Below are 24,592 nucleotides of genomic sequence, written 5' to 3'. Positions count from 1 at the left end.
CCGGCCTCGTCGGCGTCATCCTCATCGCCTGGTCCTTCTGGTCCTCCGTCCGCCGCAACAAGGCACTCGCCGCGGCCGAGGGCGGAACCGGCTCGCACGGGGAAGCGGTCCCGACGGCCACGAGCTGACCCCGCTGCCGAAGAGAAGGAACCGAGCCCTTCTCCGTCGCCGCCCTCCTCATGCCGAGCGGCCCCCGCGCACCAGCGCTCCAAGGGGCCGCTCGGTAGGACGGAGAATCACGCGGGCCCGTGCGGCATGGAGACCGGTGGGCGATCCTCGGCCATGGGGGGTGCCTCGGACAGGTCGTAGAGGTTGTCCCGCTGGACCACGCACAGCGCCCAGATGATGAAGCCCGACAGGGCGATCATCACGACCGACCACACCGGGTAATACGGCAGGGAAAGGAAGTTGGCGATGATGACGAACCCGGCGATGACCACGCCGGAGACGCGCGCCCAGGTGGCCGTCCGGAACAGCCCGATACTGACGATCACGGCCACCACGCCCAGCGCGAGGTGGACCCAGCCCCAGCCGGTCAGGTCGAACTCGAACACGTAGTTGCGCGTCGTGACGAAGATGTCGTCCTCGGCGATGGCCATGATGCCCCGGAAGATGTCGAGCAGGCCGACGAGGAAAAGCATCACGGCTGCGAAGGCGGCCAGGCCGGTCGCCCATTCCTGCTTCGCCGTGTGGGCCGGCCGGGTATGTGTCGCGGTCATCGTGCGCCTCGATTCATGTCGTCCGGATGCTCAGCGACCGGTGGTGCCGGAGGCGGAACCCGCGTGCTGGGTCGACCCGTGGCCGGCCAGGACCAGGTCCTTCGCCCTGCGGAACTCCTCGTCCGTGATGTCGCCGCGCGAGCGGATCTCGGACAGCTTGGCGAGCTCGTCGACGCTGCTGGTCCCGCCGGACGCGGTCTGCCTGATGTAGGTGTTGAACTCCTCCTGCTGCGCACGTGCCTGGGCGATCTCCCTGCGCCCCATGTTCTTGCCGCGGGCGATCACGTAGACGAACACGCCCAGGAAGGGCAGCACGATGGTGAACACCAGCCAGCCGGCCTTCCCCCACCCGCTCATGTCGTCGTCGCGGAAGATGTCGACGACGATCCGGAAGAGCAGGATGAACCACATGATCCACAGGAAGAACCAGAGCATGCTCCAGAAGACGCTCAGCAGGGGATAGTCGTACGCCAGGTACGTCTGCGCGCTCATCTCTCTCCTCCGTTCCGGGCACTCGCCCGGCCGCCGTTGCGTGCTGTGCTCAGCGTGGACAGGACGAGGACGTGGTGGCCTCACCCGATGCGGGTGAACGGCGGCCGCTGGGAAGACGGCGATCAGCCAGGCAAGGAAGGTGAAGACCGGGCCAAGGGGGCTGAACTCGTCCAGGCTGCGCTCCATGCCTCCCGCCAGCGGCGCATGGGCGGCCTGGCTCAGCAGCACCGTGCCCCCGGCGGCCGGCAACAGCTCCGCCGGCCGATCCGGCCGCCCGGCAGCAGGTGCTGGGACCACCACAGCAGCGTCGAGGAGAGCAGAACGAGCACCGGTCCAGTCACGGCACCGGCGCCGAAGCCGCGTGTACGCGCGCGATGTCCGGGGTGTGCGGGACGCGCACGCGCGGCGGGGTCCTCCGCCTGTGACTCACAGGTCCGCCCCGCGGATCACCGGGAGGATCAGGACGGACGGCGGTCGTGGAGGCAGTGGAACCAGAACCCGCGTGCGGCGTCACGCCGTCGCGTCGGGGGCCCGCGACCCCTGGGGCAGCGTCTTTCGCAGGACGGCTCGCCACGCGAGGGCGACCGCTGCCTCGGCCAGCCCCAGCAGGACGAGCCACAGGCCGAGCAGCCGGGTCAAGGCGCGGGCCGACTCGGTCGGCAGCGCGAGCACCACGATCCCGGCGACGATGCCGAGGACGGCGGCGGCCGCGACGACGCCACGGTGGGGCAGGTACTCGACGGAGATCGCCGTGTAGAGGGTGAGGATGCCGGACACCAGCCAGACGGCCCCGGTGATCAGCGAGAGCGCGGCGATCGTCTGCAGCGGGTTGCGCAGGCTCAGCACCCCGGCCAGGACGTACAGCACGGACAGGAGCAGCCCCGGCAGCCGCTCGTGCCCCTCCCGCCCGAACACGGCCACGAACCGGAACCCGCCGGTCACCAGCAGGTACAGGCCGATGAGGACGGCCAGGACGTGCAGCGTCGCCTCCGGCCAGACCAGCACCAGCACCCCCGGCACGAGCGTCGCCGCGGCCGATGCCAGGAGCCAGGTCCAGGATCGGCCGAGCCGCGCGAGTTCCTGCGCGGAGTCGCCGGTGGCAGGTTGGGCCGCCCCGTCGGGCCCGTACGGCTGCCCGGTGCTCGATACCGGTTCACGCGACATGGTCATGGCTCCTCCTCGCGTGATCAGCCGTCGCTCCGAGAGCCGGCGGGGCGGGTGAAGGGGCGTGCACACCCGACCGCTCCAGGGTCACGCCTGCCGCTCGGTGACCGGCTCACCCATCACGGGTGAACCATCGGCGCCGCCGTGGCGGTGAGCTGGAAGCCCCCCGGCGCCCGGCTCATCCGGCGCCCGCACCGCGCACCGACCGCTTTCCGCATCGTCCCGGCGCCGGAGCACCGAACCAGGAGGCGGGACCATGACCGTGCCGAACGTTTTCACCACCTCGCTGTCCCCGGCCGAGCGAGCGACGTACGGCAGAAAGGCGCGGCGGCGGGCGCCGCGTTCGTCCCACGGCTGGTACGAGGCCGCAGCGCAACGGCTCGACCCCGTCGAGGTGGTGGAGCGTCAGTCGGCGGAGCGGGTACCGGAGCTGGTGCCGATCCGCTACGGCCGCATGCTGGAGTCGCCGTTCCGTTTCTACCGCGGCGCGGCCGCGATCATGGCGGCCGACCTGGCGACCCTGCCCGACACCGGGCTTCAGGTGCAGCTCTGCGGGGACGCGCACCCACTGAACTTCCGGCTGCTCGCTTCGCCGGAACGGCGGCTGGTCTTCGACATCAACGACTTCGACGAGACTCTGCCCGGGTCGTTCGAGTGGGACGTCAAGCGGCTGGCAGCCGGTTTCGTGACGGCGGCCCGGGCGAACGGCTTCTCACGCAAGGAGCAGAACAGCACCGTGCGGGTCTGTGTGCGGGCCTACCGCGAGCGGATGCGTGAGTTCGCCGGCATGCGCACCCTGGACATCTGGTACGCGCAGGACGCCGCCGACCGGCTGCGCGAGCTGTTGGCCTCGGCGATGGACAAGGAAACGGCGCGCCGTACGGCTCGTGCCGCGCGGCGGGCCCGTACGCGTACCCATCTGCGGGCCTTCGACAAACTGACCGAGGTCACGGACCAGGGCCGACGTATCACCCCCGATCCGCCCCTGATCACCCCGCTCGACCAGCTGATGGACGATCCTTCCGAAGAGGGGCGCGAGAAGGAGCTCCGCGGCCTCGTCGACCAGTACGCGCGGACCCTGCCGTCCGAACGCCGCCACCTGCTGCGCCGCTACCGTCTGGTGGACATGGCCCGGAAGGTGGTGGGCGTGGGCAGTGTCGGCACGCGCTGCTGGATTCTGCTCCTGCTGGGCAGGGACGACGACGATCCGCTGCTGCTTCAGGCCAAGGAAGCCGGGGAGTCGGTGCTGTCCGCCCACACGGGCGGCGACCGTTACGACAACCAGGGGCGCCGGGTGGTGACCGGACAGCGTCTGATGCAGACGACCAGTGACATCTTCCTGGGCTGGACGAGCGTCGTGGGCTTCGACGGTCAGGACCGGGACTTCTATGTCCGCCAGCTGTGGGACTGGAAGGGCATCGCCCAGCCGGAGACCATGCAGCCGAGCCTGCTCGACCTCTTCGGCCGGCTCTGCGGGGCGTCCCTGGCGCGCGCTCACGCCCGCTCCGGCGACCCCGTCGCCCTCGCCGCCTACCTGGGGGCGGGCGACGGTTTCGACCGTGCGCTCACCGAGTTCGCCCAGGCGTACGCCGACCAGAACGAGCGGGACTTCGCGGCGCTGGAAGCCGCGCGCCGCTCCGGTCGGATCAGGGCGGAGCGGCTCTGAGCGGACTCTGCCGCTCACCATGGGCCCGTCACTCCGGTAGCTGGCGCATTTCCAGGACGCGCAGTCCCAGCGACTGGCACCTCGCCAACAGGCCGTACAGGTGCGCCTCGTCCACGACGGGGCCGTACAGGACCGTCTGACCGGCCATCACCACGTGGCCGAGCTCCGGAAAGGCCTTGGCCAGCGTTTCCGACAGGTGCCCTTCGACTCGGATCTCGTAGCGCACGAGCTGTTCTCCCACGGAGTGCGAGGGACGGGTGGACGGTGCCCTTGCCTGCGATCGTCTCGCCACCGTGTCGGTTCGGGCCTCACCCGGTACAGGTGACCGACCGGGCGCGGGCCGGACGGCGGTCATCAGTGCGTCAAGACGATCTTGAAGAGGATGATCAGCAGGCCGAGCACCAGATTGACCGACGCGGTGGTCGCCATCAGCCGGAGCGAGGCACCGGCGTGCCGGGCAGCCGCCACGGACCAGCCCACCTGGCCGGCCACGGCGACGGCCAGGGCCAGCCAGGCGGCGCCGCGCACGTCCATGCCCAGGAGCGGGCTGACGGCCACGGCCACGGCCGGCGGGACGGCGGCCTGGACGATCGGCCACTCGTCACGGCACACGTGCGCCACGACCCGGCGGTTCAGGGGCTGCCGCGCCAGGCGGGCGCCGAACAGCTGGGCGTGCACGTGCGCGATCCAGAACACCACGCCGGTGAGCAACAGCAGCAGCACCAGCTCGGTGCGGGGGAACGAGCCGAGGGAACCGGCGCCGATCACCACGGAGGCCGCGAGCATGGATCCGTAGACGCCGCCGGTGTAATCCTCTCCCGCTCCCCGGGACGTGCTCGGGGCGGTCTTGATCCTGGACACGGGCGGCTCCCTCCGGACTCAGTGCGTCGAACCCGTCGCCTCGGCAGGGGCGTCGACGTCCTGCCGCCGCGGCCTGCTCTCCCGGGCGGCCGGCAGGTGCGGGGTGACCAGGAAACTGGCGAGAGCGATACCGCCCGTGGCCAGGATGGCCGCCTTCAGACCGTCCAGCTGCGCGGCGGCGTAGGAGTCCGCGACGGCTTCCACCTCGGACGCCGGCAGTCCGGCGCGCTCGGCGGCCGTGCGCACCTGGTCGGTGGGGACGAAGGCGATCCCGGCCTCCAGGGACACACCGACCTGGTCCCGCGTCGCTTCGGACAGCTGAGGATGGTTTTCCACCTGGGACGTGAAAGCGTGCGCCAGCGCACCGATGAGGATGGACCCGATGAGTGCGGTGCCCAGCGCGGAGCCCAGATTCTGTGCCGTGAACTGCAGCCCTCCGGCCTCACTGCGCTCCTCCTGGCCGACGGCGGACTGCACGACGTTGCCCAGCTGCGAGGCGAGCAGGCCGATGCCCACGCCCAGCAGGGCCATGGCTCCGGCGAACTGGGCGTCGTCGATGGCCGGCTCGATGGTGGCCAGCAGCCACACGATGGAACCCGCCAGGATCAGCAGGGCCAGCCGGACCACCCGGCGCGGCCCCAGGATCCTGCCCAGCGACGACGCCGACAGGGAGGTCACGAACATGGTCACGGACACCGGGAGCAGACGCAGCCCTGTCTCGAACGCGTCGAACCCCTGAACCACTTGCAGATACAGCGGGATGGTGAAGAACAGCCCCAGCAGGATGAGGTTCTGGCTCAGCAGCGTCAGCAGCCCGGACCGCAGCACCGGCCTGCCCAGCAGCGACAGGTGGACGAGGGGGTCGGCGCCGGCGTCGTCGCGTCGACGCTCCCAGCGCTGGAAGACGGCCAGGACGGCCACCCCGGCCGCCACGACGAAGAGCGTGGGGGCGAAACCGAGGACGGTGAAGGGAGCGTTGCGGGGCTGCACCCACCCCCAGGTGCTGCTCTGCAGTACCCCGAGCACACAGAGCCCCAGCCCGGCCGCGGAGAGCACCGCGCCGACCCAGTCCAGCCGGGGAGGCGGACCGGTCGGGGCAGGCGTCGCGATCACCCGCCGGCACAGCAGGATCGCCACGACGATCACGACCTCGCCGGCGAAGACCAGCCGCCAGGTCAGGTACGTCGTCACCCAGCCGCCCAGCAACGGGCCGACCGCGATACCGGCGCCGGCGAGCCCGCCGATGACCGCGTAGGCGATCGCCCGGTCCTTCCCGCGGTACGACTCCGCCACCAGGGCGGCCATGGCCGGCAGCACCATGGCCGCGCCGAGTCCCTCGATGACGGACCAGCCGAGCGTGAGGACCCACAGCGTGGGTGCCACGGCGGTCAGCGCCGAGCCGACCGCGTAGACGATCAGTCCCACGAGGAACATCCGGCGACGCCCCAGGATGTCCCCGAACCTGCCGCCGATGATCATGAAGGCGGCCATGACCAGTGCGTACAGGGTGATGACCGCCTGGATGGCGGTCACCTCCGTGTCGAAGTCCTCGACCAGCTGGCTGACGGACACGTTCATGACGGAGGTGTCCAGGACCATCAGGAACTGGGCCGTTCCGAGGACGATCAGAGCCCGCCAGTGCTTCATGCCCGCCATGGTCGGAGCTCCTTCCGGCGGCACGTCCGGGCCGCCGTGGCGCCCGGTGTCTGCCCACCGTGGCCGCGGCCGGTCCGTGGGGGCCTCCCCCGCCGCGGGTGAGTCTCAGCGGGGCCGCCACCGTCCGCACCCGGATCGCACCCGGATCGCACCCGGATCGCACCCGAGGATGCAGCAGTCCGGAGCGCAGAGGACGCTGGGAGGACGTCCCGGTGCGCGAGGGAAGCGGTAGGTGATCTCCATGGCACACGGTGCCGCCGGCCGTCTGCCGGAAGAGACGGCGGTCTCGATGCTGGACGCGTTGTTCGACCAGGCACCGATCGGTCTGCATCTGCTGGACGCCGAGCTGCGGGTGGTACGGGTCAACACCGCGACGCCCGCGATGCGGGGGATGGCCGAGGACGAGCCGGCGGGGCGCCCGGCCCGCGAGGTCTACGGCATGGTCGACACCGATGTCGAGTCCCTCCTGCGCAAGGTCCTGGACACGGGTGTGCCGCTGCTGCGGCACATCGTGCCCGCCCGCGTCGACGGGGTGCCGCGGCACTACGAGGTGACCGCACTGCGCCTGCAGAACCCGCACGGCAAGGTGCTCGGCGTGGCGGTCGCCGTGGTCGACGTCACCGACAGCGAGCGGGCCCGGGCACGGGCCCGGGTGCTGGACGCCGTACGCGTGCGCGTGGGCCGCACGCTCGATCCCACCGCGACCGGCGAGGAGCTCGTGGCGGCGGTGGTCCCCGAGTTCGCCGATGTCGCCATCGTGGAGGTGGTGGACGCGGTGATCCGTGGCGACGACCCGCCGCCGGCTCCCCTGCCGCCGGGCACACCGCTGATGCGCACCGCGTTCCGCAGCAACCGCATGCCCTCGCCCCAGGCCCACCCGGTGGGAGACGTGTGCGGCCTGCCGGCTCCCACGCCCTTCACCCAGGCCCTGGCAGACCTGCGCCCGCGTGCGGTCGCGCTGGACGGCGCCGCCCCCTGGCTGTCCGTGGACCCCGCGCGTGCTGAGGCCATCCGCTCCTCGAAGGCCCACTCCCTGCTCGTGGTCCCGCTGGCGCTGCGCGACGCGGCGCTCGGCGTGATCAGCCTGTACCGCGCCGGACCGTCGCCCGCCTTCGACGCGGGCGATCTGGAACTCGCCGTCGAGCTGGCCGCCCACACGGCCCTGTGCATCGACAACGCGCGCCGCTACACCCGGGAGCACACCGTCGCGGCCACGGTGCAGCGGCAGTTGCTGCCCCGCCGCCCGGAGACCCGGACGTCGTTGGAGGCCGCCTATCTCACCCTCACGGGCGTCGACCCCGGTGCCTGGTACGACACCATCGCCCTGTCCAGCGCCCGCACCGCCCTCGTCGTCGGCAGCGTGTCGGGCCGCGCCCTGAACGCCGCCGCGGCCATGGGGCAACTGCGCACCGCCGTGCGTTCGCTGGCGGCGTTCGACCTGCCTCCCGATGAACTGATGGCCCGTCTGCACGCGACCGCCGGTCACCTGGCCGCGGAACGGGCCGGCCTCCCCCTCGGTGATCCGCTGCGGCGCGAGGCGCTGACCGCCGACTGCGTGTACGCGGTCCACGACCCCCTGTCCAGCACCTGCACGCTGGCCGCGGCCGGCGCCCTCACCCCGTTGGTCGTGCGCCCCGATGCCACCGTGGTGCTTCCCACCGCCCCGGCGGGGCCGCGCCTGGGCACGGCACCGGACGCGCCCTTCGCGGCCACGGAGATCGATGTGCCGGACGGCAGCGTGCTGGTCTTCACCAGCGATCCGCTCCTCACGTCGTACCTGTCGGAGGTCTCCGGGCCGCTGCCCTCGGCGCCCCACTTCCGGGACCGCCCGCTCCAGGACCTGTGCGACGCACTGGTGTACGCGCTCGCGGCGGGTCCGGGGATCGGCGCCGCGGCGGTGATCGTCGCGCGCACCCGGGCCTTCCCCCCCGACCGGCGCGCCTCGTGGCCACTCGACCCGAGCCCCGCGGCCGTCGCCGTCGCCCGGCGCCGTACCCGTGAACAGCTCGCCGCCTGGGGCCTGGACGGCGAGACCGCGGACGACACCCAGCTCATCGTCAGCGAACTCGTCACCAACGCCGTCCGCTACGGCACTCCGCCCATCGGGCTCCGCCTGATCCACGACCGGACCCTGACGTGCGAGGTCCGGGACGCCGGCTCGGCCTCTCCCCACCTGCGGCACGCCGGCGTCGTGGAGGAGGGCGGACGCGGCCTGTTCATCACCGCCCAGCTCGCCCAGGCATGGGGCACCCGGTACACGGCTTCGGGCAAGACGATCTGGACCGAGCAGACGCTGCCGCCCGTCGACTGAACGACAGCCCACCGTGCCGGGCCGGGTGCGCCGGCGGCGGGATCACAGCAGCCGCAGGTCGCGGGCGCGGCGCACCGCGTCGCCTCGCCGGTTCACCGCGAGCTTCCGGTAGACGCTCTTGAGGTGCGTCTTGACCGTGTTCGCCGAAAGGTAGAGGTCGGCGGCGATCTCCTCCGTCGACATCATCCGGGACAGCCGCTCCAGCACGTCCCGCTCGCGTCCGCTCAGTTCCACCGGCACGAGCGGTGCGGGCGCGGACTCCGGCCGCGACCGCTCGCCCCGTGCCGGCGGGCCCGGCGCCAGCCAGCCCGCCGCCAGCTCGTGCAGGTCGGCCGTGGCCAGGAAGGGCCGGATCCAGGCTCCGGCATCGAGGAACGGACGCCGCAGCCGCTCGCGGCGGGCGTCCAGGAGCGCCCGCGCCACGAGGCGGTGAGCGGCGGCGGAGTCTCCCGCCCCGGCAGCGGCCTGTGCCCTGACCAGAGCCGCCCGCACGGTCACCGCCGGACCCGTCCCGCCCTGGGTGCGGACGCTGTCGAGCAGGTCGATGGCCGCCTCGGGGCGTCCTGCGGCGAGCTGGATCGCCGCGGCCTCCACGGCACAGGCCGGCTGGTCGCCGCTGACGTCGCGGAGCGCCTCGGCCGCCTCGTCCGGCCGGCCTTCGGCCAGGTGGGCGGCGGAGGTGACGAGCGCTTCGTGGCTTGCGGCCCACGGCGAGGACACCACTCCGGAGACGGCCGCGTCCGAGGCCTCGACGGCCGCTCGTGCCCTGCCCCTGACCAGCAGGAGACGGGCTGTGGCGAGGGCTCGTCCCGCCATCGGCACCGGATCGCACGCTCCCGCCGGCAGGTGAGCCGTCTCGTCGAGGAGGGCCTGGGCCCGGTCGAGTTCGTGTCGGTCGATGGCCACGGCCGCCAGGACCAGGTGACCGATGCCGGAGGCGGACGACTGGGGCAGGCCGCATTGCTCGGCCTCGGACACCGCTGCCAGGGCCTTGCGCTCCGCCCTGCCGAGCCAGCCGTTCAGATAGTCCAGCAGGGCCAGGTGCGCCCTCGACTCCTCCCGGGGCATCGCGGTGGAGGCTCCCTCGGGAGCAGCGGCCACCGCGCTCAGGGCGGCTCGCGCGTCCTCGAAGCGTCCGGCCCACAGACGCACCGACCCCAGATGGGTCAACAGCAGGGCGGGCAGTTCGGGATGCTTGTCCAGGAGGTGCGGCGGGACCTCGCGGCGCAGTGCGTCGGCGACTTCGGCGGCCGTCTCGGCCCGTGGCGGGCATCCGGTCAGACGGGCGGCCACCGTCTCCAGCAGCGCACAGCTCAGCTGCGCGGCCGCCTGGTCGGGCGCGTCGCCGGCCAGCTGTTCCTCGGCGCGGCGCAGGCTCGCCAGACCGTGGTCGAGGTCGTAACGGGCCAGCTCGCGAGCCGCCCGCACCAGGTCCGCCTCGGGGCTCCTGGCCCCGGGTGCCATGGGCGAGAACAGCTGGGCGAGGTCGTCCGAGGGCAGGCCGGTGAGGAGTCGGCCGATCGCGAGGTCGTCGATGAGGGCACCTGCTGCGGCGTCCCAGTCGCCGGCGGCGGCACCGTGCGCGACGGTCTCCGGCAGGAATCCGGAACGCCGCAGCCACTGCGCGGCCCGCCGGTGGAGTTCCGGCTCCAGCCCGGGCAGGCGCATCCGCAGATGTGCGCGGAGGATCTCCCCGAACAGCGGGTGGAGCCGGTACCAGGAGCGCCCGAGGTGTTCGACGAAGGCGTTCGCGCGGTGCAGTTCGACGAGCAGGGGCTCGGCATCGGTGCGGCCGGTCAGCGCGTTGGCCAGTTCAGGGCAGAACCGCTCCAGGACGCTGACCCGCAGCAGGAGGTCCTGTGTCTCGTCTGTCTGTCCCTTGAGGACCTCGGCCAGCAGGAAGTCCGCGATCGTGCTCCGCTCCGCCTCGAACTCCTTCAGGTAGAGCTCCGGATCGGCGTTCTCCCGGGCCGCCAGAGCGGACAGACGCAGCCCGGCGGCCCATCCCCGGGTGCGGTCCACCAGGGCGCGCACGGCGGGCACCGGAAGGCTCAGACCGTGCAGCTCCAGCAGGGCGCCGGCCTCCTCCGGGGTGAAGGCCAGCTCGGCGGCGCGGATCTCCGTCAGTTCACCGGCAGCCCGGTAGCGGTGCAGCGGCAGCAGCGGTTCGGTACGGGTGACGAGGACGAGGTGGAGCCACCGCCCCGCGTGGTGCAGGACGAACTCCAGCTGCTCGGCGATCTCGGGTACGGTCACGCGGTCGCAGTCGTCCAGCACGACGACCACGGGCCGGTCACGGTCGTTCAGTTCGGCGGCGAGCGTCGCCAGCAGCCTGCCGTCCACCCGGGGCGGGTCCGCCGGGATCACGGCCGGGTCGGCGGCCAGGGCACCGGCGGCACGCAGTGCCTGAACGACGTAGGCCCAGAACACCTCTGGGTGCCGGTCCCCCGCCTCCACGCTGAGCCAGGCGACCGGATGCCTCAGTCCGGCCGCCCAGTCGGCGGCCAGCAGGGTCTTGCCGGACCCGGCCGCGCCGTTGAGCAGGGTCAGCGGGGTCAGGAGCGCTTGGTCGAGATGGTCGAGGAGCCGCTGCCGCCGCAGAAACGTGCCGGGCCGCACAGGGACGGCGAGCCGGGTGCGCAGGAACGGGTCCCCCAGGGGATCGGTGCTGGGAACGATCGGAACCCTCGGCCCCTGACCGCCCCTGAAACTCTCGGCCACGCTGCTCACCACCCTCACCCCTGTCGTCAGGGCCACATCATGGGCGGCGCTCCCTCACCAGCATCCCAGCCTTCCCGGCACAGCGCGCGGCACAGCCGCCATCGGCCCGCTGACCAGCCCGTATGCGCGATGTTCAGCCTCGGGCCGAGTGCTGCGCCAGGTCGAGCCGGAAGGCGCGCAACGCGTCATGGCCCGGCTCGATGACGCCGTAGCTGTTCTCCGGTACCTCGTTCCAGGCGCCGGGGAGGTCGCCCAGCGGTTCGGACACGACCAGGCGGGTCTCGTCGGAGACGTCCCGCAGGAACGCGGCGTCGGGGTGGAGTGCGCGCAGGGTTTCCACCCTGGTGCTGTAGAACAGCGACCGCGAGCGGCCTTCGCTGGAGTGGCGGAACGCCCAGACGCGCTCACCGTCGGCCACCGCGACGGTCATCTGGAGGGGGTGCCGCACGCCGTGCGCGTGCCCCGTCGTCTCGACGAAGGCCGCCATGCGCCCGACGGCCGCGGGTGGATCGTCCGTCAGACCGAAGGTGAGGGCCAGGAAGAACATGAGCTCGGAGTCGGTGGAACCCTCGATGTCGGGGTAGAGCGACGGATCGACTGCCAGGGCCAGGTCGCGCCGCAGGAGGCGGAAGCCGTCGATCATTCCGTTGTGCATCCACAGCCAGCGGCCGCTGCGGAAGGGGTGGCAGTTGGACTGCTGCACGGCCGTCCCCGTCGCCGCCCTGATGTGGGCGAAGAAGAGGCCCGAGCGGACGTGGTGGGCGACCTCGCGCAGGTTTCGGTTGTTCCACGCCGGGCCCACGTCCCGCAGGACGGCCGGAGTGGCCGGCGCGGCGTCGGCGTACCAGCCGATGCCAAAACCGTCGCCGTTGGTCGTCTCCACCCCCATGCGGGAGTGGAGGCTCTGGTCGATCAACGAGTGCGACGGCTCGAACAGCACCTGGCTGAGGAGGATCGGGGTGCCCGAGTAGGCGATCCAGCGGCACATCTTGGATCCCTCCGCTCCGAGGGTCGGCGGCATCCGCACCGCCTGACGCGAGCGCCGCACATGGGCGCGCCCGCGCGGCGATGGCGTTCCGCCGCGCCGGGGCGGACGGACTCGGAGGCGGCAGTGTGTGGGAGCGCCGTCCCTGCGAGTGACCATCAGTATCTCGTGCCCCGGCCTTCGGGGCACGCCGAGCCTGTGCCGAAGGGCCGGTCAGCATCGGCGAGTGGTCCCAGCGCGTTGTGGGATCGCTCGCCTCACCCGCTGGGCACCACGGGTCTGAGCCTGAGCCCTGACGTCAGCGTCTGCGGCCGCCACGTGACCAGCCGCTGCCGATACCCGCGAGATGCAGGGCGAGGACGGTCAGCCCGAGGAGCATCACGTTGGTCGAGGTGAAGGTGTCGTTCGTCGAGATGTCCGCCGCGTTGATCAGGAACGCGATGAAGAACAGGACTGCGGAGATGATGGCCAACATGGCAGTGCTTCCTTCGAGTTGGGGCTCTTCGCCCGTGTGCCGTCCGAATGCCCCTCAGCCGCCGGAACACACAGCCGGCCGTCGATGAGTTGCGCGGCCGTCGACGTGCCGCCGCCCCCGCAGGGGAATCGTGGACTGGGCCCGGTTCGCCGAGCAGATGGCGACGATGGCACGCAACCTGCTGGCGCAGGACTCTCTGACCGGGACCTTGCAGCGGATCACCGAATCTGCGACCGAGCTGGTCACCGGATGCGACGCGGCCGGAATCCTCGTGCTGCACGGCAAGGAACGAGGGTCCTTCGCGCCCACCGAACGGATGGTCACCGACAGCGACGCTCTGCAACGGGAACTGGGTGAGGGGCCCTGCTTCGATGCCGCACAGGACCCGCACGGGGAGCGCGTCTTCCGGATCCCGGACCTGACCGCCGAGACCCAGCGCTGGCCCTCCTTCGCCCCCAAAGCCAGCGGACTGGGGGTGGGCAGCATGATGGGCATCCTGCTGTTCACCGACGACGACGACTTCGGCGCACTGAACTTCTACTCGCGTCGGCCCGGCGCATTCACCGCAGACAGTGAGCTCGCGGCCTGGCTACTGGCCTCGCACGCCGCCGTGGCTTTCTCCAGCGCCCGCACCTACGCGGAAAACCCTGCGTCGCTATTCCCAGGAGACCAACACCAAACTCCGCGAAGTCGCGCGCCGCGTCTGCGAACGAGGCAGCCTCAGCTGACCACGCCCGCCCCGCCGGCGGCTCCCCCGGCTGCTGGTCCGAACCAGAGGAGCCTTGAGCCGGACCAGCGCCCCCGGGACGCAGCCGGCCGACCCTCCGTTCCAGGTCCCCCGCCTCCGCCCGCCGACACCCCGCAGGGGCAAGGCCGCACAGAATTTCGCTCGGGAAGCCGTCCTCACCACCCCCACGGGCGCGGGTACGGGAGCGACGACGCCGGCACCCGTCCCCGGCGGAGCAACCGCCGGGGACGGGTGTGACGGTCAGAAGTCGTCCGCGCCGTTGCGGAGCTCGGAGGTCCAGTAGCCGACCAGGGCCTGGGCGGGGTCGGCGGCGATCCCGTCCGATCCGGGCGCGGAGACGGCGATGACCGTCGGGTCCCCCTCCAGCGTGACCGAGAACGCCGACACGGGTTCGTTGTCCTCGTCGGTGCCGCCGTCCGAGACCTTGAGGAGGGCGTAGGCCGGGGCTCCCGCGGCCAGGACGACCGGGGCGGCGGGCTTGCTCTTGGCGACGGCAGACACGTCCTGCTTGTGGCTCTCCAGGAGTTGGACGTGCGGGAAGCCCGTCAGGCGGCAGGAGTGCCCCGAGGTGTTCTTCGCGGTGAGCACGAGGTGGGTGTAGGGCGGGCCGTCCTGCTTGGCCGCGGTGATGGTGACGTCGGCGGCGGCGCACACCGGGGTGGCGGTGCTCGCCTGCCGGCCGGACGAGTCGGCGGAGCTGCCGGCGTCCGCCGGACCCGAAGACGTGCCCGCCCCCGTGGAACCGGCGGAGGACGTGACGGTCGCCGCGGCGGACGCGCCGTCCGACACCGTCGCGGTGGCCGAGGCGCGCGACGCGGCCGCCGCGTTGTCGTCCTCGCCGCTCTGGCAGGCGGTGAGGGAAAGAGCGAGTGCCGTACCGGCGACGGCCAGCATCGTGGAACGGGTGAAGCGAGCGGTCATGATGGGTTCCCCCGGTGAAGTGGTGCACAGCCGTCGGCCTGTTCCCGGCGGCCGGGATGATCTGGTGGGCAGGACGCGTGGGAACGGAGCCTGCGGCACCTCGCGCGTCGGACCTCAGTCGATCACCGCCAAACCCTCGCCACCAGGAAGTTCTCCCGGCAGAAGTACCGTCCGTCATACTTCTGCCGGAGGCTCGCGCAGGGGGAGCCGGACGATCGGGGATCTCAACGGTGCGCGGTGCCATACCGGCCGGCGGCGAATTCAGGCAGCGACTGCGGCACTTCCGGACCCGCGCCCGGCTCAGCCAGGAGGCGCTCTCCGAGGCAGCCGGAATCAGCGTCAGAGCCCTGGCCGACATGGAACGCGGACGCACCCTCGGCCCGCAGCGCCGCACGGTCCAGGCACTCGCTCAAGCCCTGGAGCTGAGCGCCGACGACGCGGCGGGGCTGGAGGAGTCCGCCGCGCTGGGCCGTCCACGCCCCCGCGCCGTCGCGGACCCGGCCGGGCCCCACACCCTGGCCCTGCCGCGCGACATCCGGGACTTCACCGCGCGGGGCCCGGCACTCGCCCGACTGCTGGAGCTGGCAGCAGAGCTCGGAGACGGGGAACCCGGCGATGTCGAGCCCGCGGGCTCCGCGGTTTCCGTGATCACCGGTCAACCCGGGCTCGGGAAAACGGCGTTCGCCGTCCACGCCGCGTATCGCCTCGCCCCGCACTTCCCCGACGGACAGTTCGCCCTTGACCTGCGCGGCATGGACGCCGAGCCGACACCGCCCAGGGACGCGCTGGCCCGGCTCCTCGGCGCGCTGGGCATCGCCGACGCCGCGCTGCCCAACGGCCTCGACGAGCGTGCCGCCCTGTGGCGGTCACTGCTCAGTGACCGCCGGGTGCTCCTGCTCCTCGACAACGCCGTCGACGAGGAGCAGGTCCTTCCCCTGCTGCCCGGTACCGGCCCGTCACTGACGCTGGTCACCAGCCGTCACTCGTTGGCGGGTCTGGGGTCCGTCCACCGCACCGACCTGGCACTGCTGCGCCGTGAGGAGGCGGTGGAGCTCCTGACCCGCATCCTCGGACCGCAACGCGTCCAGGCGGAGGCCCAGGCGGCCCGCGACCTCGCCGATCTGTGCGGGCACCTGCCCTTGGCGGTCCGCATCGCCGGTCAACGCCTGCTCAGCCGGCCGCACGAACGCCTCACCAAACTCGCCACGCGCCTGGCCGCCGAAGGGCGCCGCCTCGACGGTCTCCAGGCCGGAAGCCTGCAAGTGCGTGCCGCCTTCGCCCTCTCCTACCGCCAACTCCCGCCCGACACCCGGACGTTCCTGCGCCGCGCCGCGTTGGCCGCAGGACCCGATTTCGGTCCCGAGACCGGCGCCCTGCTGGCCGGGCTCTCCTACGACCAGGCCGTCGCCTGCGCCGAGGAACTCACCGACGCCGGACTGCTCCAGAGCGACGCCGTCGCCGAGCGCTACCGCTTCCACGATCTGCTCAGGCTCTACGCCCTCGAACAGACCGAGACGGAGGACGGCCCCGACGTCCGTGAGGCCGCCCTGGACCGTACGGCGCGCTGGATGCTCAGCCGGGCCACCGTCGCCGCACTGCATTACGAGGTCCACCAGGACCGGTCCGTGCCCGCCGGTGACCCCGATCCCGACACGGCGCCGGTCGGCAAGGGCGAGGCACGGGCCTGGTTGGAGGCCGAGCGGGCGCAGTGGCTCGCCGCGCTGCACCGGGCACACCGGTCCGGCTGGCACCGGGAGGTGCTGGACACCGCCGAGGCCATGCACTGGTTCTCCGACATGACCCAGCACTGGGAGCAGTGGGTGGAGGTGTTCGCCTGCGCCAGCGACTCCGCCCGCGCACTGGACGACCGTCGGCAGGAGGCGGTCCATCTCAACTACCTGGCCTGGGCCCACAATCTCTGCGCCCACGACCCCGAAGCCGCGCTGACCGCGGCCGACGCCGCGCTGGAGGCCGCCCGTGACTGCGGGGACGGCCTCCAGGAGGGCTGGGCGCTCGGCTACGGCGCGGGCGCGCTGCACCGGCAGGGCCGACCCGAGGACGCGCACGACCGACTGCGGGAGTCGGCCCGCTGCCTCGCCGCGCTGGACTCCCCCGAGGCCCGGCTCGCCGAACTGACCATCCTCAACACCCTGGGCAACCTGCTGCGGCACATCGGCCGAGCCGCAGAGGCACTGGAGATCCACCGCCGCAGCGAACAGATCTGCCGGACGGGGGTGCCCGGTCGTACGGCCGAGTTGGTCGGGCTGTACCACGCGGTCGCCCGGCAGCAGATCGGCAACGACCTCGTGGCCCTGGAGCGTTGGCACGAGGCTGAACCGTCACTGCGGCAGGCACTCGCCGACTTCGAGGCGGCACACATGCCCATCTGGGCCGAACAGGCCCGGCTGGACCTGGGGCGCGCGCTCAGCGGCAGCGGGCACCCCGAGGCCCGGCAGACGCTTCTCACCGCCCGCGACGCTCTGGCAGCGCTCAAGAGCCCCCTCCACAGCGAGGCCTCGGCTGCTCTGGCCGCACTGGGCCAGTCCGCCGACGCGCACGCACGGAGAATCGACGAGGCTCAGTGTTCGCAGAGGGAGAACTCGCGTTCGTAGAGCTGCTCGTTGTGCTCGTCGACGAAGAACTTGCGTTCCCGCATGAGCTGGTCGCGGTACTCCTTGGCCTGTTCCAGGGTCATGGTCGAGGAGTCGGACCACGGCTGCTGCGGCGGCACATCAGAGGTCGACACGCTCTTTTGTGACGGGTCGACCAGGAAGAACACGAGAATCTTGCGGTGTCCCGGGCGGGTCGGATCCGCGAGGCGGAACGAACCGACGCGGTGTTGCAGGATGTTGGGGAAGGCGAGGCAGCGGCCCGCGGGGGTCGACGCCGATCCCAGCACCTGGTTCAGCGCGCCCTCGTTCTCCAGGCCGTAGACCTCTCGCACCCCGTTGTCGTCGCTCTGTTCGTAGTCCGGTTCGGTCAGGGCCGCACGGAAACTCAGACGGCTCTCGGTGATGTTCTCGCTGTCCCAGTAGTAGATGCCGGTCGAGACGATCCGCTCGTTCAGCATCCCCTCGACATGCCAGGAACCACCGGGGTATTCGGGTTTGTCGGGGGTGAGATGGATGGCGGCCACCTTGACGATGACCTGGAGGGAGCGGCCGCGCAGGTCGATGCGGGCGGACTCGTCGGGCGACTCGGGCGGGGTGAAGGCAGGCGCGTCCGGGATGACCGGACGGCGGTTCTCCCACCAGGTGTCCTGGGCTTCCCTCCACGCCTGGACGGCTTCGGCGTACGCCACATCGTCACTGTAGGAGGACTTCTCCGGATACTCCGGCTCCGCGTCGTACCACCCGTACGGATCGGCCTCGATCCGTAGCGGGCGCGGATGACGCAGGTCGGTCAGCACGTTCTCCAGAAGCGGGCGGAAGCGAGCCAACAAGTCGGGCAGCACGGCGGCCAGTTCGCGATGTGCCTCGGGATGGACGTTGTTGACGTAGGACCGGAAGGCGACAGCGCCGTCCTCGCTGACGTCCACGTCCGTCGGCAGCCACTGGAACTTCTCCGAGAACTCGTACTTCGAGTACTGGTTCGTCGGATTGCGCCAAGCCCGCTCGGGTTCCCCGCTCACCTTTCTCACCAGGCAGAACAGTGAGGGGTGGACCAGATCCAGGACGAGGCCGTCGGATCCGGGATGCCAGTCCTGCTCCGCGTCGGGAACGTCTTCCAGGGCGCGCACCGCCTCACGCAGACGCCTTCCGAGCTCGTCCTCGATGAGGGCGTCCGCATGCCACACTCCATCGACGGCGGACACCTCGATGCCGGTCGATGCGTCGCGCAGCGTGGCGTAGTGCCGCAGTTCGGCCAGCACGTAACGGACCTGCGCTTCGGTGAGGCCCTGGGCGAGCGCCTCCTGTGTCCATCTGGCGACGATGCCACCGTCGTTCATCTTCTCGAACCACCGCGGCTTGGCCCGGATCTGTGAGCTGCACTCCATCATCTGGAGTTCCCGCAGGGTGCGGGGCGCCGCGAACGCTGTGGAACGGGAGGAGTGAAAGGGCAGCGGAAAAGCGGACAGGTCAGTCAACTCTCTTGGTCTTCCCGGTAGGTGAGTGGTGGCCGGAAGACTACGTGAGGGGACTGACACGACGACCCCGGGTCTCAGGTGGACCAGGTCACGGTGGTGCCGTCCATGATGACCACCTTCCCGTCCGCCCGGAGTATCAGCTTCGCGCCCGGATGACCCCAGACGTCGGCGCCCCAGATGGGCCTGTCGTCACCGTTGTGGATGACCAGGTTGCCGTCCGTCTGGAAACGGGCCGTGTGGTTGGCGCCGAAGGTCATGGACGCCCAGGTGGCCTTGCCCTTCTCGTTGTAGACGACGAGATTGCCGTCCGACTGCATGACCATCTTGATCCGGTTGGTGCTCCATGACTCGCCTGCGGACAGCGTGCTCGGGGCCGAGACGGAGGTACTGGTCCACACCGGTGTCGTGGGCTCGGCCTCCTTCTCCGTGGTTCTCGGGGACCGGGTGGCGCTGGGGGTGGTCTTCGGCTTGGTGTCCGAGGCCGCGCCGACGTCGTCCTTCGACTCCTTGCTCCGCTCGGGGCTCGGCTCGGGCTTCTTGGACGGTGTCTCGCTCGGGGCGGCACTGGGGGTCCGGGTGGCATAGCCGTCCGGTGCCTGGTTCGTCGCGCCCGCTCCCAGGACGGTGTCGGCATCTTCGTTGCCGACGGAGCTCGCTGTCTCCTGCTTGCTGTCGTCGTCCTTCGCGCCTCCCATCAGCAGGAAGGGCACGGCGATGAGCGCGGCGCCGACGATGGCCGCGGCGGCCAGCATCGGCTTCTTGGGGCGTCCGCCGTGGGACTCCCTCGAGTCGGCACGGGGGTGGTCGGTGTCCGTCGCGACCAGCGGCGCGGCCCCCATCAGCGCGGGCACCTCACCACGGAACTCCCCCTGGGCGCCCCCCTCCGCCGCGCCGGACTCCGGCTTCTCGGCCGTGGCCGGCTCCTCCCGCGGTTCGCGCGTGACGGAGGTGCCCGACAGCGTTGTCGCCTCCTCGCCGGCGTCCTCTCCCCCGGTTTCCGGGCGGGTCGGGGCGGCAACGGCGCCCTCGTGCTCCGCTGGTTCTTCCGTGACCGCCTCCGGGACCGGCACCGTCCTGCCCGGGGTCAACGCCCCCTCGGGCGGTTCCGGGGAAGCGGACAGGGTGACCGCGACCCGGACCTGCGGCGCGCCTGCGGCGGTGTCGGGAGAAGTGCCGTCTCCCGCTTTTCGTTGTGCACTCATGCCGGCGTTCTCTCCGTCATCTGTCGGCTTTCGTGGGGCGGTTGGCGCTGTCGCGGGCGGCTGTCAGATCGTCCAGCGGTCGGCGGGGCCGCATCCGCCGATCTCCAGGTGCGCGTCGTTCCCGGCGGACCCGCCCCCCTCAAGTCCGAGACAGAGGTTGTTGCTGGAGTAGCTGCGGATCCAGTACGAGCCGTCCGAGCGGGGGTCGAGCCACCACAGCTGGTTGTCGGCGGTCGCACGGCAGTAGTACTCGGTGACGTTGGTGCCCGTGGCGGCCGAGCCGTAGTAGGGCAGGTCCATGCAGTACTTGTCCTTGCTGTTCCTGATCAGGAACAGGGAGGCGCCCTTGGGGCCACCGGTGGCCTCCACGACCTCCAGGTTCCACAGCTGGTTGTCGCCGGCCGTGCCGTTGCAGGGGTACTGGTTGACCGGGCCGTCGATCTTGCCGTTGCCGTAGTCGGGGACGTCGGCGCACAGGCCCGTCGTGGAGTTCCTGACCAGGACGGTGCTGGCGCTGGAGGCCGCGTTGGCCTGTCGGCGCAGCTTCTCGGCGGCGCTGAGCGTGGTGGCCTTCTTCGACTCGGTCTTCTTGGACTCGGTGGCCGTCGGCGCGGCCTGCTTCGGCTCGGCCACCGGCGCGCGGCCGGGGTCCTTGGACCGCTTCTCCTCGGGCGACTCGCTGGGCGAGGGGGAGGTGGAAGCGGAGGGTGACGGTGCTTCGGTCGCGTAGCTCTGCGAGGCGTGCGGGATCCGGTCCGAGTCCAGGACCGTGCCGGCCGCGTTGTCGGTCCGGTCCGAGCCCCGCTCGTCCTTGTCCCCCTGTCCCGCCACGAGGAAGGGGACTCCGATCAGGATCGCCCCGACGATGGCAGCGGCGGCCAGCATCGGCTTTCTGGGGCCGCCGTGCGCCGCGGCGGCCGTCGCGGCTCCGCCGCCCTCACTTCCCGCTCCCGCTACGACGATGTCGGCGCCCGGCGCGATGTCCGCGGCGTCGGGGGCGGTTCCGGGGTGGACGGTCGTGGACTCCGCGGGCTCCAGTCCCTCTCGGGCCGACGGCGCTGCCTCGGAGCCCTCCGTCCTGCCGCCGCCCGACGTCTCGCCCTCCGTGCGGGCAGCCTCGCTTCCCTGGTCCGGGGAAGCGGCGGATGCGGAGGGTAACGGTGCGGCTGTGGCGGCAGCGTCCGGCGCGGCCGACGGTATCGGAGCCGCTGACGCGGCGCCGGTGTCCCCGCGTCCTCCTCCACCCGGCGCCAGCGCCGCGCCAGGATCCTGGGCCGTCCCCTGGAGCCGTATCGCCCGGCGGACTGTCACCGACGGCGATCCGGGCGCGGACGACGCCCCGGAGGCTCCGGGGCCGCCGGACGCTCCGGGCGCGGACGACGACGCCTCGCCGGCGGGATCGGTCTGACGAGCCATACGACTCCCCTACTCGTGTCAGTGGTTCGCTGTGGTTTCCGGCGTCGTGGTGCCGAAGGGCCCGGAGCAGCGCGCCGGCCACTGATCGGCACTCGCCGGGGCCGAGCGTCCGCGCACCGCCTCGTCCAGCCGGGCGAGTGCGGCGCGGTCCCCTTCGGGATCGGGCGTCACCGGTACCCCCGGGCCGGGCAGTTCGCGCAGGAAGATCTGTCGGGCCAGGTCCTGTCCGCCTCGGCGTACGTCCAGTACCCGGAACAGGGCCCCGGGGGTGAACACCACTTCCTCCGGCCCGTCGCCGGGGTCCAGGAGCTGCCGGACCCGGCGGGCGCCGACGGACCAGATGACGTAACTGGCGCCCGTCGTCATCGACGGACGGACCGGGTCGAGCGGTGTGGCGCTCACCGGGGCCACGTCGCGCAGCAGAGTGCCGGGGCTCGGCATGCCGCTCGCGGAGACGGCGCCGGTGGCGCGCAGCACCACGCCACGGTAGGAGGGCAGTCGGCTCAGCGCTGAGGCCAGGCATGCCACGTACGGCAGCAAGCCGGCGTCGTGCGCGTGCAGCGAGCGCAGCAGAGCCTGATGGCTCAACGGCCCCTCGCTGTTGTGCAGATAGAGCCTCAGCGCGATCAGATCGGCGCGAGCGGCTTCCTGTTCCTTGCCCCGCAGGGCGGGCATCCGAGCCAGCGCCCGGGCCACGGCCGTCCCGTGCCGGTCCCATTCCGTGTCCGCCAACGTACGGAAGACAGTGCGCTCGTCCTCTGTGCTGCGGTGCCCCGGGCCGAAGGGGACGGGAGGCAGCGTCCTGTTCGGCGGCTCCGGGCCATCGGGTACGCGAGGGCTTCCGTCACCGGCACCGGTGTCCGCCGACGGCGGCGCGGGCGTCCCGCCCGAGGGCCGTGCCTGCGGCTCGTCGGGGGTCTCGCCCGTGGCCTCGCCGGGGTGGGAGCCGGTCGTCCCGCCGGGCGGAGAGCTGGTCGTCTCACCAGGCAAGGACCCGGTGGTGGGGACTCCGTGCGGGGTGGCGGGCACGCTCTGGGACGTGGTGGGAGCCGGCGTCTGTGACCTCTCCGGCGGGACGGAGCCTTGGGTGCCTTCGGCGGCGGCCGTGGTGGCGGACGCGAGCGGTCCTACGTCCCTGCCGCGGTCCCCGGCTTTAGCCGCTTCCCGCCCCGGCGTCACGGCAGCCGTTGTGCGCTCCGGTGAAGTCGGTTCCACAGCTGCCGTGTTGGGCGCGTGCGGGGTCGACGCACTCGTGCCGGGCGAGTCGGCGCGTTCGGCACTTCCCGGCCGGGCGGCCCTGCGCGGGGCCGGTGACGCTGCGGCGCCGGCCGTCGCCGCGCCGGCCGCGAGCTGTCCACCGTCTCCCGTGGCAGCGGCAGGCTGCGCGGGCCGCGTGCTCCGGCCGCTCGGCGAGGCGGGGGAGGGCAGGGCCGGGCGCTCGGCGCGTCCTGGCGCGGACGTCGTGTGCGGTCGGCCGGTCGCGTCCGGCGGTCCGGGCACCTCTCTGCGTGCCGGACCGGGAGCCGCCAGGGAGGCGAATCGGATGGTCCGCAGGCCGTGCCCCGCGGCCAAGCGGCGCAGCTCACGGCCGCCGTCCCGGGGAACGCCGTGCACCTGCAGGGTCACGCTCGCCCGGAGAGCGGGACGCAAGGCGCCCAGCAGGACCGACAGGGCCGGCCACAGGGACGGGTCGAGGTGTTCGCCCGGAAGGCCGACCTCGATGAGCGGACCGGACGCGCTGACGGGGCGCTCCGTGTGGGACAGGCGGGGACCGGCCGACGGGCCGACCCACAGACCGGCCCTGGTGACCGTGACCTGCCACTGGTCGGAGAGGGCGACCACACCGTCCGTGGGCTGGGCGGCGCCCGGCAACGGCGGCGTCCAGCGCAGCAGTCGCGGTGCCGGTGCCTGGGCCGCGCCTCGGGAGGGCCGGCACATGACGGCGTCGACGAAGGGCAGCCATCGCGGCGTACGGTCGGCCCCGACCAGGACCGACTGCGCGGAGTACGTCCCCAGCGGACGGTCGGCGGCGATGAGCGGCAGCCCGGTCATCAGCTCCACCTCGACTTCCAGCCGGTCGGCCAGCGACTGCGCCAGCGGAAGCAGGTCGCGCCGGCCGCCCGGCGCCAGCCGTACGGTCGCTCTGACCGTTTCCGGCAGAGCGGTGAGCACGTCGCCGACATCGTCGGCCAGGATGTCCTCGCCGTAGGGAACACCGACCACGACCGTGAGTCGCCCGGGCGAGACCGGCACGGAGTGATACAGGTCGCCCGGCCGGGTGGGGGCCGCCTCCGCGGGGCGGACCAGCAGTCCCGCCGGGATCTGCTCGACGACGCACCCGCTCGCCGTGACCGCGGGTACGGCGCGCAGCGCGCTCTGCCAGGACGGGGCCGGGCTGCGGGGCCCGAGCGGCCTGGGCCGGGTCTGTGGGGCGAAGCGCCACCATCCGCCGTCCGTCGCGGAGCCGACCGGGACGCCGGGGACGAAGAGCGTGCCTCCCGGCACGAGGAGGGGCGGCCCGTCCGGGGCTTCCACCCGAAGTCCCCACGCGTCGGCGATCCTGCGCGCGGTGGCGGGCCGGTTGGCGCTGTCGAGTCCGGCGTCGGCCATGGCCAGTCTGACCGTTTCGGTACCGGAGTCGCCGAGGCTGTCGAGCAGTTGACTCAGTCGAGGCCAGAACGAGTCCGCCGCGACGCTGTCGCTGCCCGCGACGAGGGTCACCGTCGCGTCGTCGGAGCGCTGGCCGCGGGCGAGGTCGGCGATGTCGGTGGGGCTCAGCGAGTCGTCCGCGGGGGAACGCAGCAGGAGCAGGCCGTCGTAGTCCTCCACCAGCACCTGTGCGGCCGGTCCGCTGGTGTCGTCCCGGGACGTGGGGCTCGCCGTCTCGCCCCGCCGAGCGGCCTGCGGCCGGTCGCCGTAACCGCGACGCCTGCCGAAGGAACTCCAGCGCGTCATATCGCACCACTGCCGGTCGGGAGCATGGCCACCGCGGCGGGACCGTTGTCGTGCCCGGTCACCGGCACGTCCTCCAGCAGCACAAGACGCGTTCCATCCCTTCGGCCTCGTCAGCCTCTTCGAACACATTAGCTTCAATCGGCGAGTCTGCGGTCGGCGCCCCAACCGGACTGCCCGTCATGGTTACTTGACGGTGTGCGCGACGTGAACTGC

17 protein-coding genes and 1 pseudogene are annotated in these 24,592 nt (G+C 72.1%); 4 read left to right on the top strand and 14 right to left on the bottom strand.

Translation table 11 applies throughout. The annotated features are described in order from the left end of the window. Window positions 1-236 precede the first annotated feature (236 nt). From ACIHIX_RS38890 to ACIHIX_RS38880, 3 genes are all read right to left on the bottom strand, one after another. A complete protein-coding gene (locus ACIHIX_RS38890) occupies window positions 237-719 on the bottom strand; it encodes a hypothetical protein (RefSeq protein WP_399964862.1) in 483 nt (160 codons plus the stop codon). Between the two features lie 30 nt (window positions 720-749). Then, window positions 750-1,211 carry an SHOCT domain-containing protein gene (locus ACIHIX_RS38885; RefSeq protein WP_399964860.1) on the bottom strand — a complete coding sequence of 154 codons (462 nt, stop codon included), beginning with the start codon at window positions 1,209-1,211 and terminating at the stop codon, window positions 750-752. 510 nt (window positions 1,212-1,721) lie between these two features. Continuing rightward, window positions 1,722-2,381 carry an HdeD family acid-resistance protein gene (locus tag ACIHIX_RS38880; protein ID WP_399964858.1) on the bottom strand — a complete coding sequence of 220 codons (660 nt, stop codon included), beginning with the start codon at window positions 2,379-2,381 and terminating at the stop codon, window positions 1,722-1,724. Window positions 2,382-2,631: 250 nt separating this feature from the next. Here ACIHIX_RS38880 and ACIHIX_RS38875 point away from each other — a divergent pair, with 250 nt between their 5' ends. Then, window positions 2,632-4,041: a DUF2252 domain-containing protein gene (locus tag ACIHIX_RS38875; protein WP_399964856.1), complete on the top strand. Its 1,410-nt coding sequence runs from the start codon at window positions 2,632-2,634 to the stop codon at window positions 4,039-4,041. A gap of 28 nt (window positions 4,042-4,069) precedes the next feature. On the opposite strand, the gene ACIHIX_RS38870 is transcribed toward ACIHIX_RS38875, so the two are convergent. The 3 genes from ACIHIX_RS38870 to ACIHIX_RS38860 all read right to left on the bottom strand — a co-directional run bounded on the left by ACIHIX_RS38870 (window position 4,070) and on the right by ACIHIX_RS38860 (window position 6,549). Continuing rightward, on the bottom strand, window positions 4,070-4,267 hold the full coding sequence (locus ACIHIX_RS38870; protein WP_399964853.1) for a hypothetical protein: 198 nt from the start codon (window positions 4,265-4,267) through the stop codon (window positions 4,070-4,072). A 128-nt stretch (window positions 4,268-4,395) separates the two neighbouring features. Then, on the bottom strand, window positions 4,396-4,902 hold the full coding sequence (locus ACIHIX_RS38865) for a hypothetical protein (protein ID WP_399964851.1): 507 nt from the start codon (window positions 4,900-4,902) through the stop codon (window positions 4,396-4,398). Window positions 4,903-4,920: 18 nt separating this feature from the next. Further along, window positions 4,921-6,549 (bottom strand): MFS transporter, encoded by a 1,629-nt coding sequence (locus tag ACIHIX_RS38860; RefSeq protein WP_399964878.1) that lies wholly within the window; start codon window positions 6,547-6,549, stop codon window positions 4,921-4,923. 250 nt (window positions 6,550-6,799) lie between these two features. Here ACIHIX_RS38860 and ACIHIX_RS38855 point away from each other — a divergent pair, with 250 nt between their 5' ends. Beyond that, on the top strand, window positions 6,800-8,869 hold the full coding sequence (locus tag ACIHIX_RS38855; RefSeq protein WP_399964849.1) for a SpoIIE family protein phosphatase: 2,070 nt from the start codon (window positions 6,800-6,802) through the stop codon (window positions 8,867-8,869). 42 nt (window positions 8,870-8,911) lie between these two features. Here the strand turns inward: ACIHIX_RS38855 and ACIHIX_RS38850 are convergent, their stop codons facing one another. The 3 genes from ACIHIX_RS38850 to ACIHIX_RS38840 form a co-directional block, all read right to left on the bottom strand. Next, window positions 8,912-11,590 carry a LuxR C-terminal-related transcriptional regulator gene (locus tag ACIHIX_RS38850; RefSeq protein WP_399964876.1) on the bottom strand — a complete coding sequence of 893 codons (2,679 nt, stop codon included), beginning with the start codon at window positions 11,588-11,590 and terminating at the stop codon, window positions 8,912-8,914. A gap of 133 nt (window positions 11,591-11,723) precedes the next feature. After that, window positions 11,724-12,578 (bottom strand): class II glutamine amidotransferase, encoded by an 855-nt coding sequence (locus ACIHIX_RS38845; protein WP_399964846.1) that lies wholly within the window; start codon window positions 12,576-12,578, stop codon window positions 11,724-11,726. 295 nt (window positions 12,579-12,873) lie between these two features. Then, window positions 12,874-13,050 carry a hypothetical protein gene (locus ACIHIX_RS38840; RefSeq protein WP_399964844.1) on the bottom strand — a complete coding sequence of 59 codons (177 nt, stop codon included), beginning with the start codon at window positions 13,048-13,050 and terminating at the stop codon, window positions 12,874-12,876. A gap of 157 nt (window positions 13,051-13,207) precedes the next feature. On the opposite strand from ACIHIX_RS38840, the pseudogene ACIHIX_RS38835 reads away from it, so the two are divergent. Further along, window positions 13,208-13,778: pseudogene (locus ACIHIX_RS38835) on the top strand (GAF domain-containing protein). Between the two features lie 260 nt (window positions 13,779-14,038). Here ACIHIX_RS38835 and ACIHIX_RS38830 read toward each other — a convergent pair. Then, entirely contained in the window at window positions 14,039-14,719 is a 681-nt protein-coding gene (locus ACIHIX_RS38830) for a DUF4232 domain-containing protein (protein WP_399964842.1), read from the bottom strand. A 230-nt stretch (window positions 14,720-14,949) separates the two neighbouring features. Between ACIHIX_RS38830 and ACIHIX_RS38825 the strand changes: the two genes are divergently transcribed. Then, window positions 14,950-17,331 (top strand): ATP-binding protein, encoded by a 2,382-nt coding sequence (locus ACIHIX_RS38825; RefSeq protein ID WP_399964840.1) that lies wholly within the window; start codon window positions 14,950-14,952, stop codon window positions 17,329-17,331. Here the strand turns inward: ACIHIX_RS38825 and ACIHIX_RS38820 are convergent. The 4 genes from ACIHIX_RS38820 to ACIHIX_RS38805 form a co-directional block, all read right to left on the bottom strand. After that, on the bottom strand, window positions 17,298-18,866 hold the full coding sequence (locus tag ACIHIX_RS38820) for a DUF4246 domain-containing protein (RefSeq protein WP_399964838.1): 1,569 nt from the start codon (window positions 18,864-18,866) through the stop codon (window positions 17,298-17,300). The two genes, ACIHIX_RS38825 and ACIHIX_RS38820, sit on opposite strands and share 34 nt — an antisense overlap. Window positions 18,867-18,880: 14 nt before the next feature. After that, the gene (locus tag ACIHIX_RS38815; RefSeq protein ID WP_399964836.1) at window positions 18,881-20,008 is read right to left on the bottom strand and encodes a mannose-binding protein; all 1,128 of its coding nucleotides are present in this window, start codon (window positions 20,006-20,008) and stop codon (window positions 18,881-18,883) included. 63 nt (window positions 20,009-20,071) lie between these two features. Continuing rightward, entirely contained in the window at window positions 20,072-21,424 is a 1,353-nt protein-coding gene (locus ACIHIX_RS38810; protein WP_399964834.1) for an RICIN domain-containing protein, read from the bottom strand. A gap of 18 nt (window positions 21,425-21,442) precedes the next feature. Then, complete coding sequence (locus ACIHIX_RS38805; RefSeq protein WP_399964832.1) at window positions 21,443-24,379, bottom strand: hypothetical protein; 2,937 nt, start codon at window positions 24,377-24,379, stop codon at window positions 21,443-21,445. Window positions 24,380-24,592: the final 213 nt, after the last annotated feature.

It is taken from the genome of Streptomyces sp. NPDC051913, from assembly GCF_044593635.1.
Classification (GTDB): Bacteria; Actinomycetota; Actinomycetes; order Streptomycetales; family Streptomycetaceae; genus Streptomyces.
The sequence above is the reverse complement of the archived record's forward strand: the minus strand, read 5'-3'. Positions and strand labels throughout refer to the sequence as shown.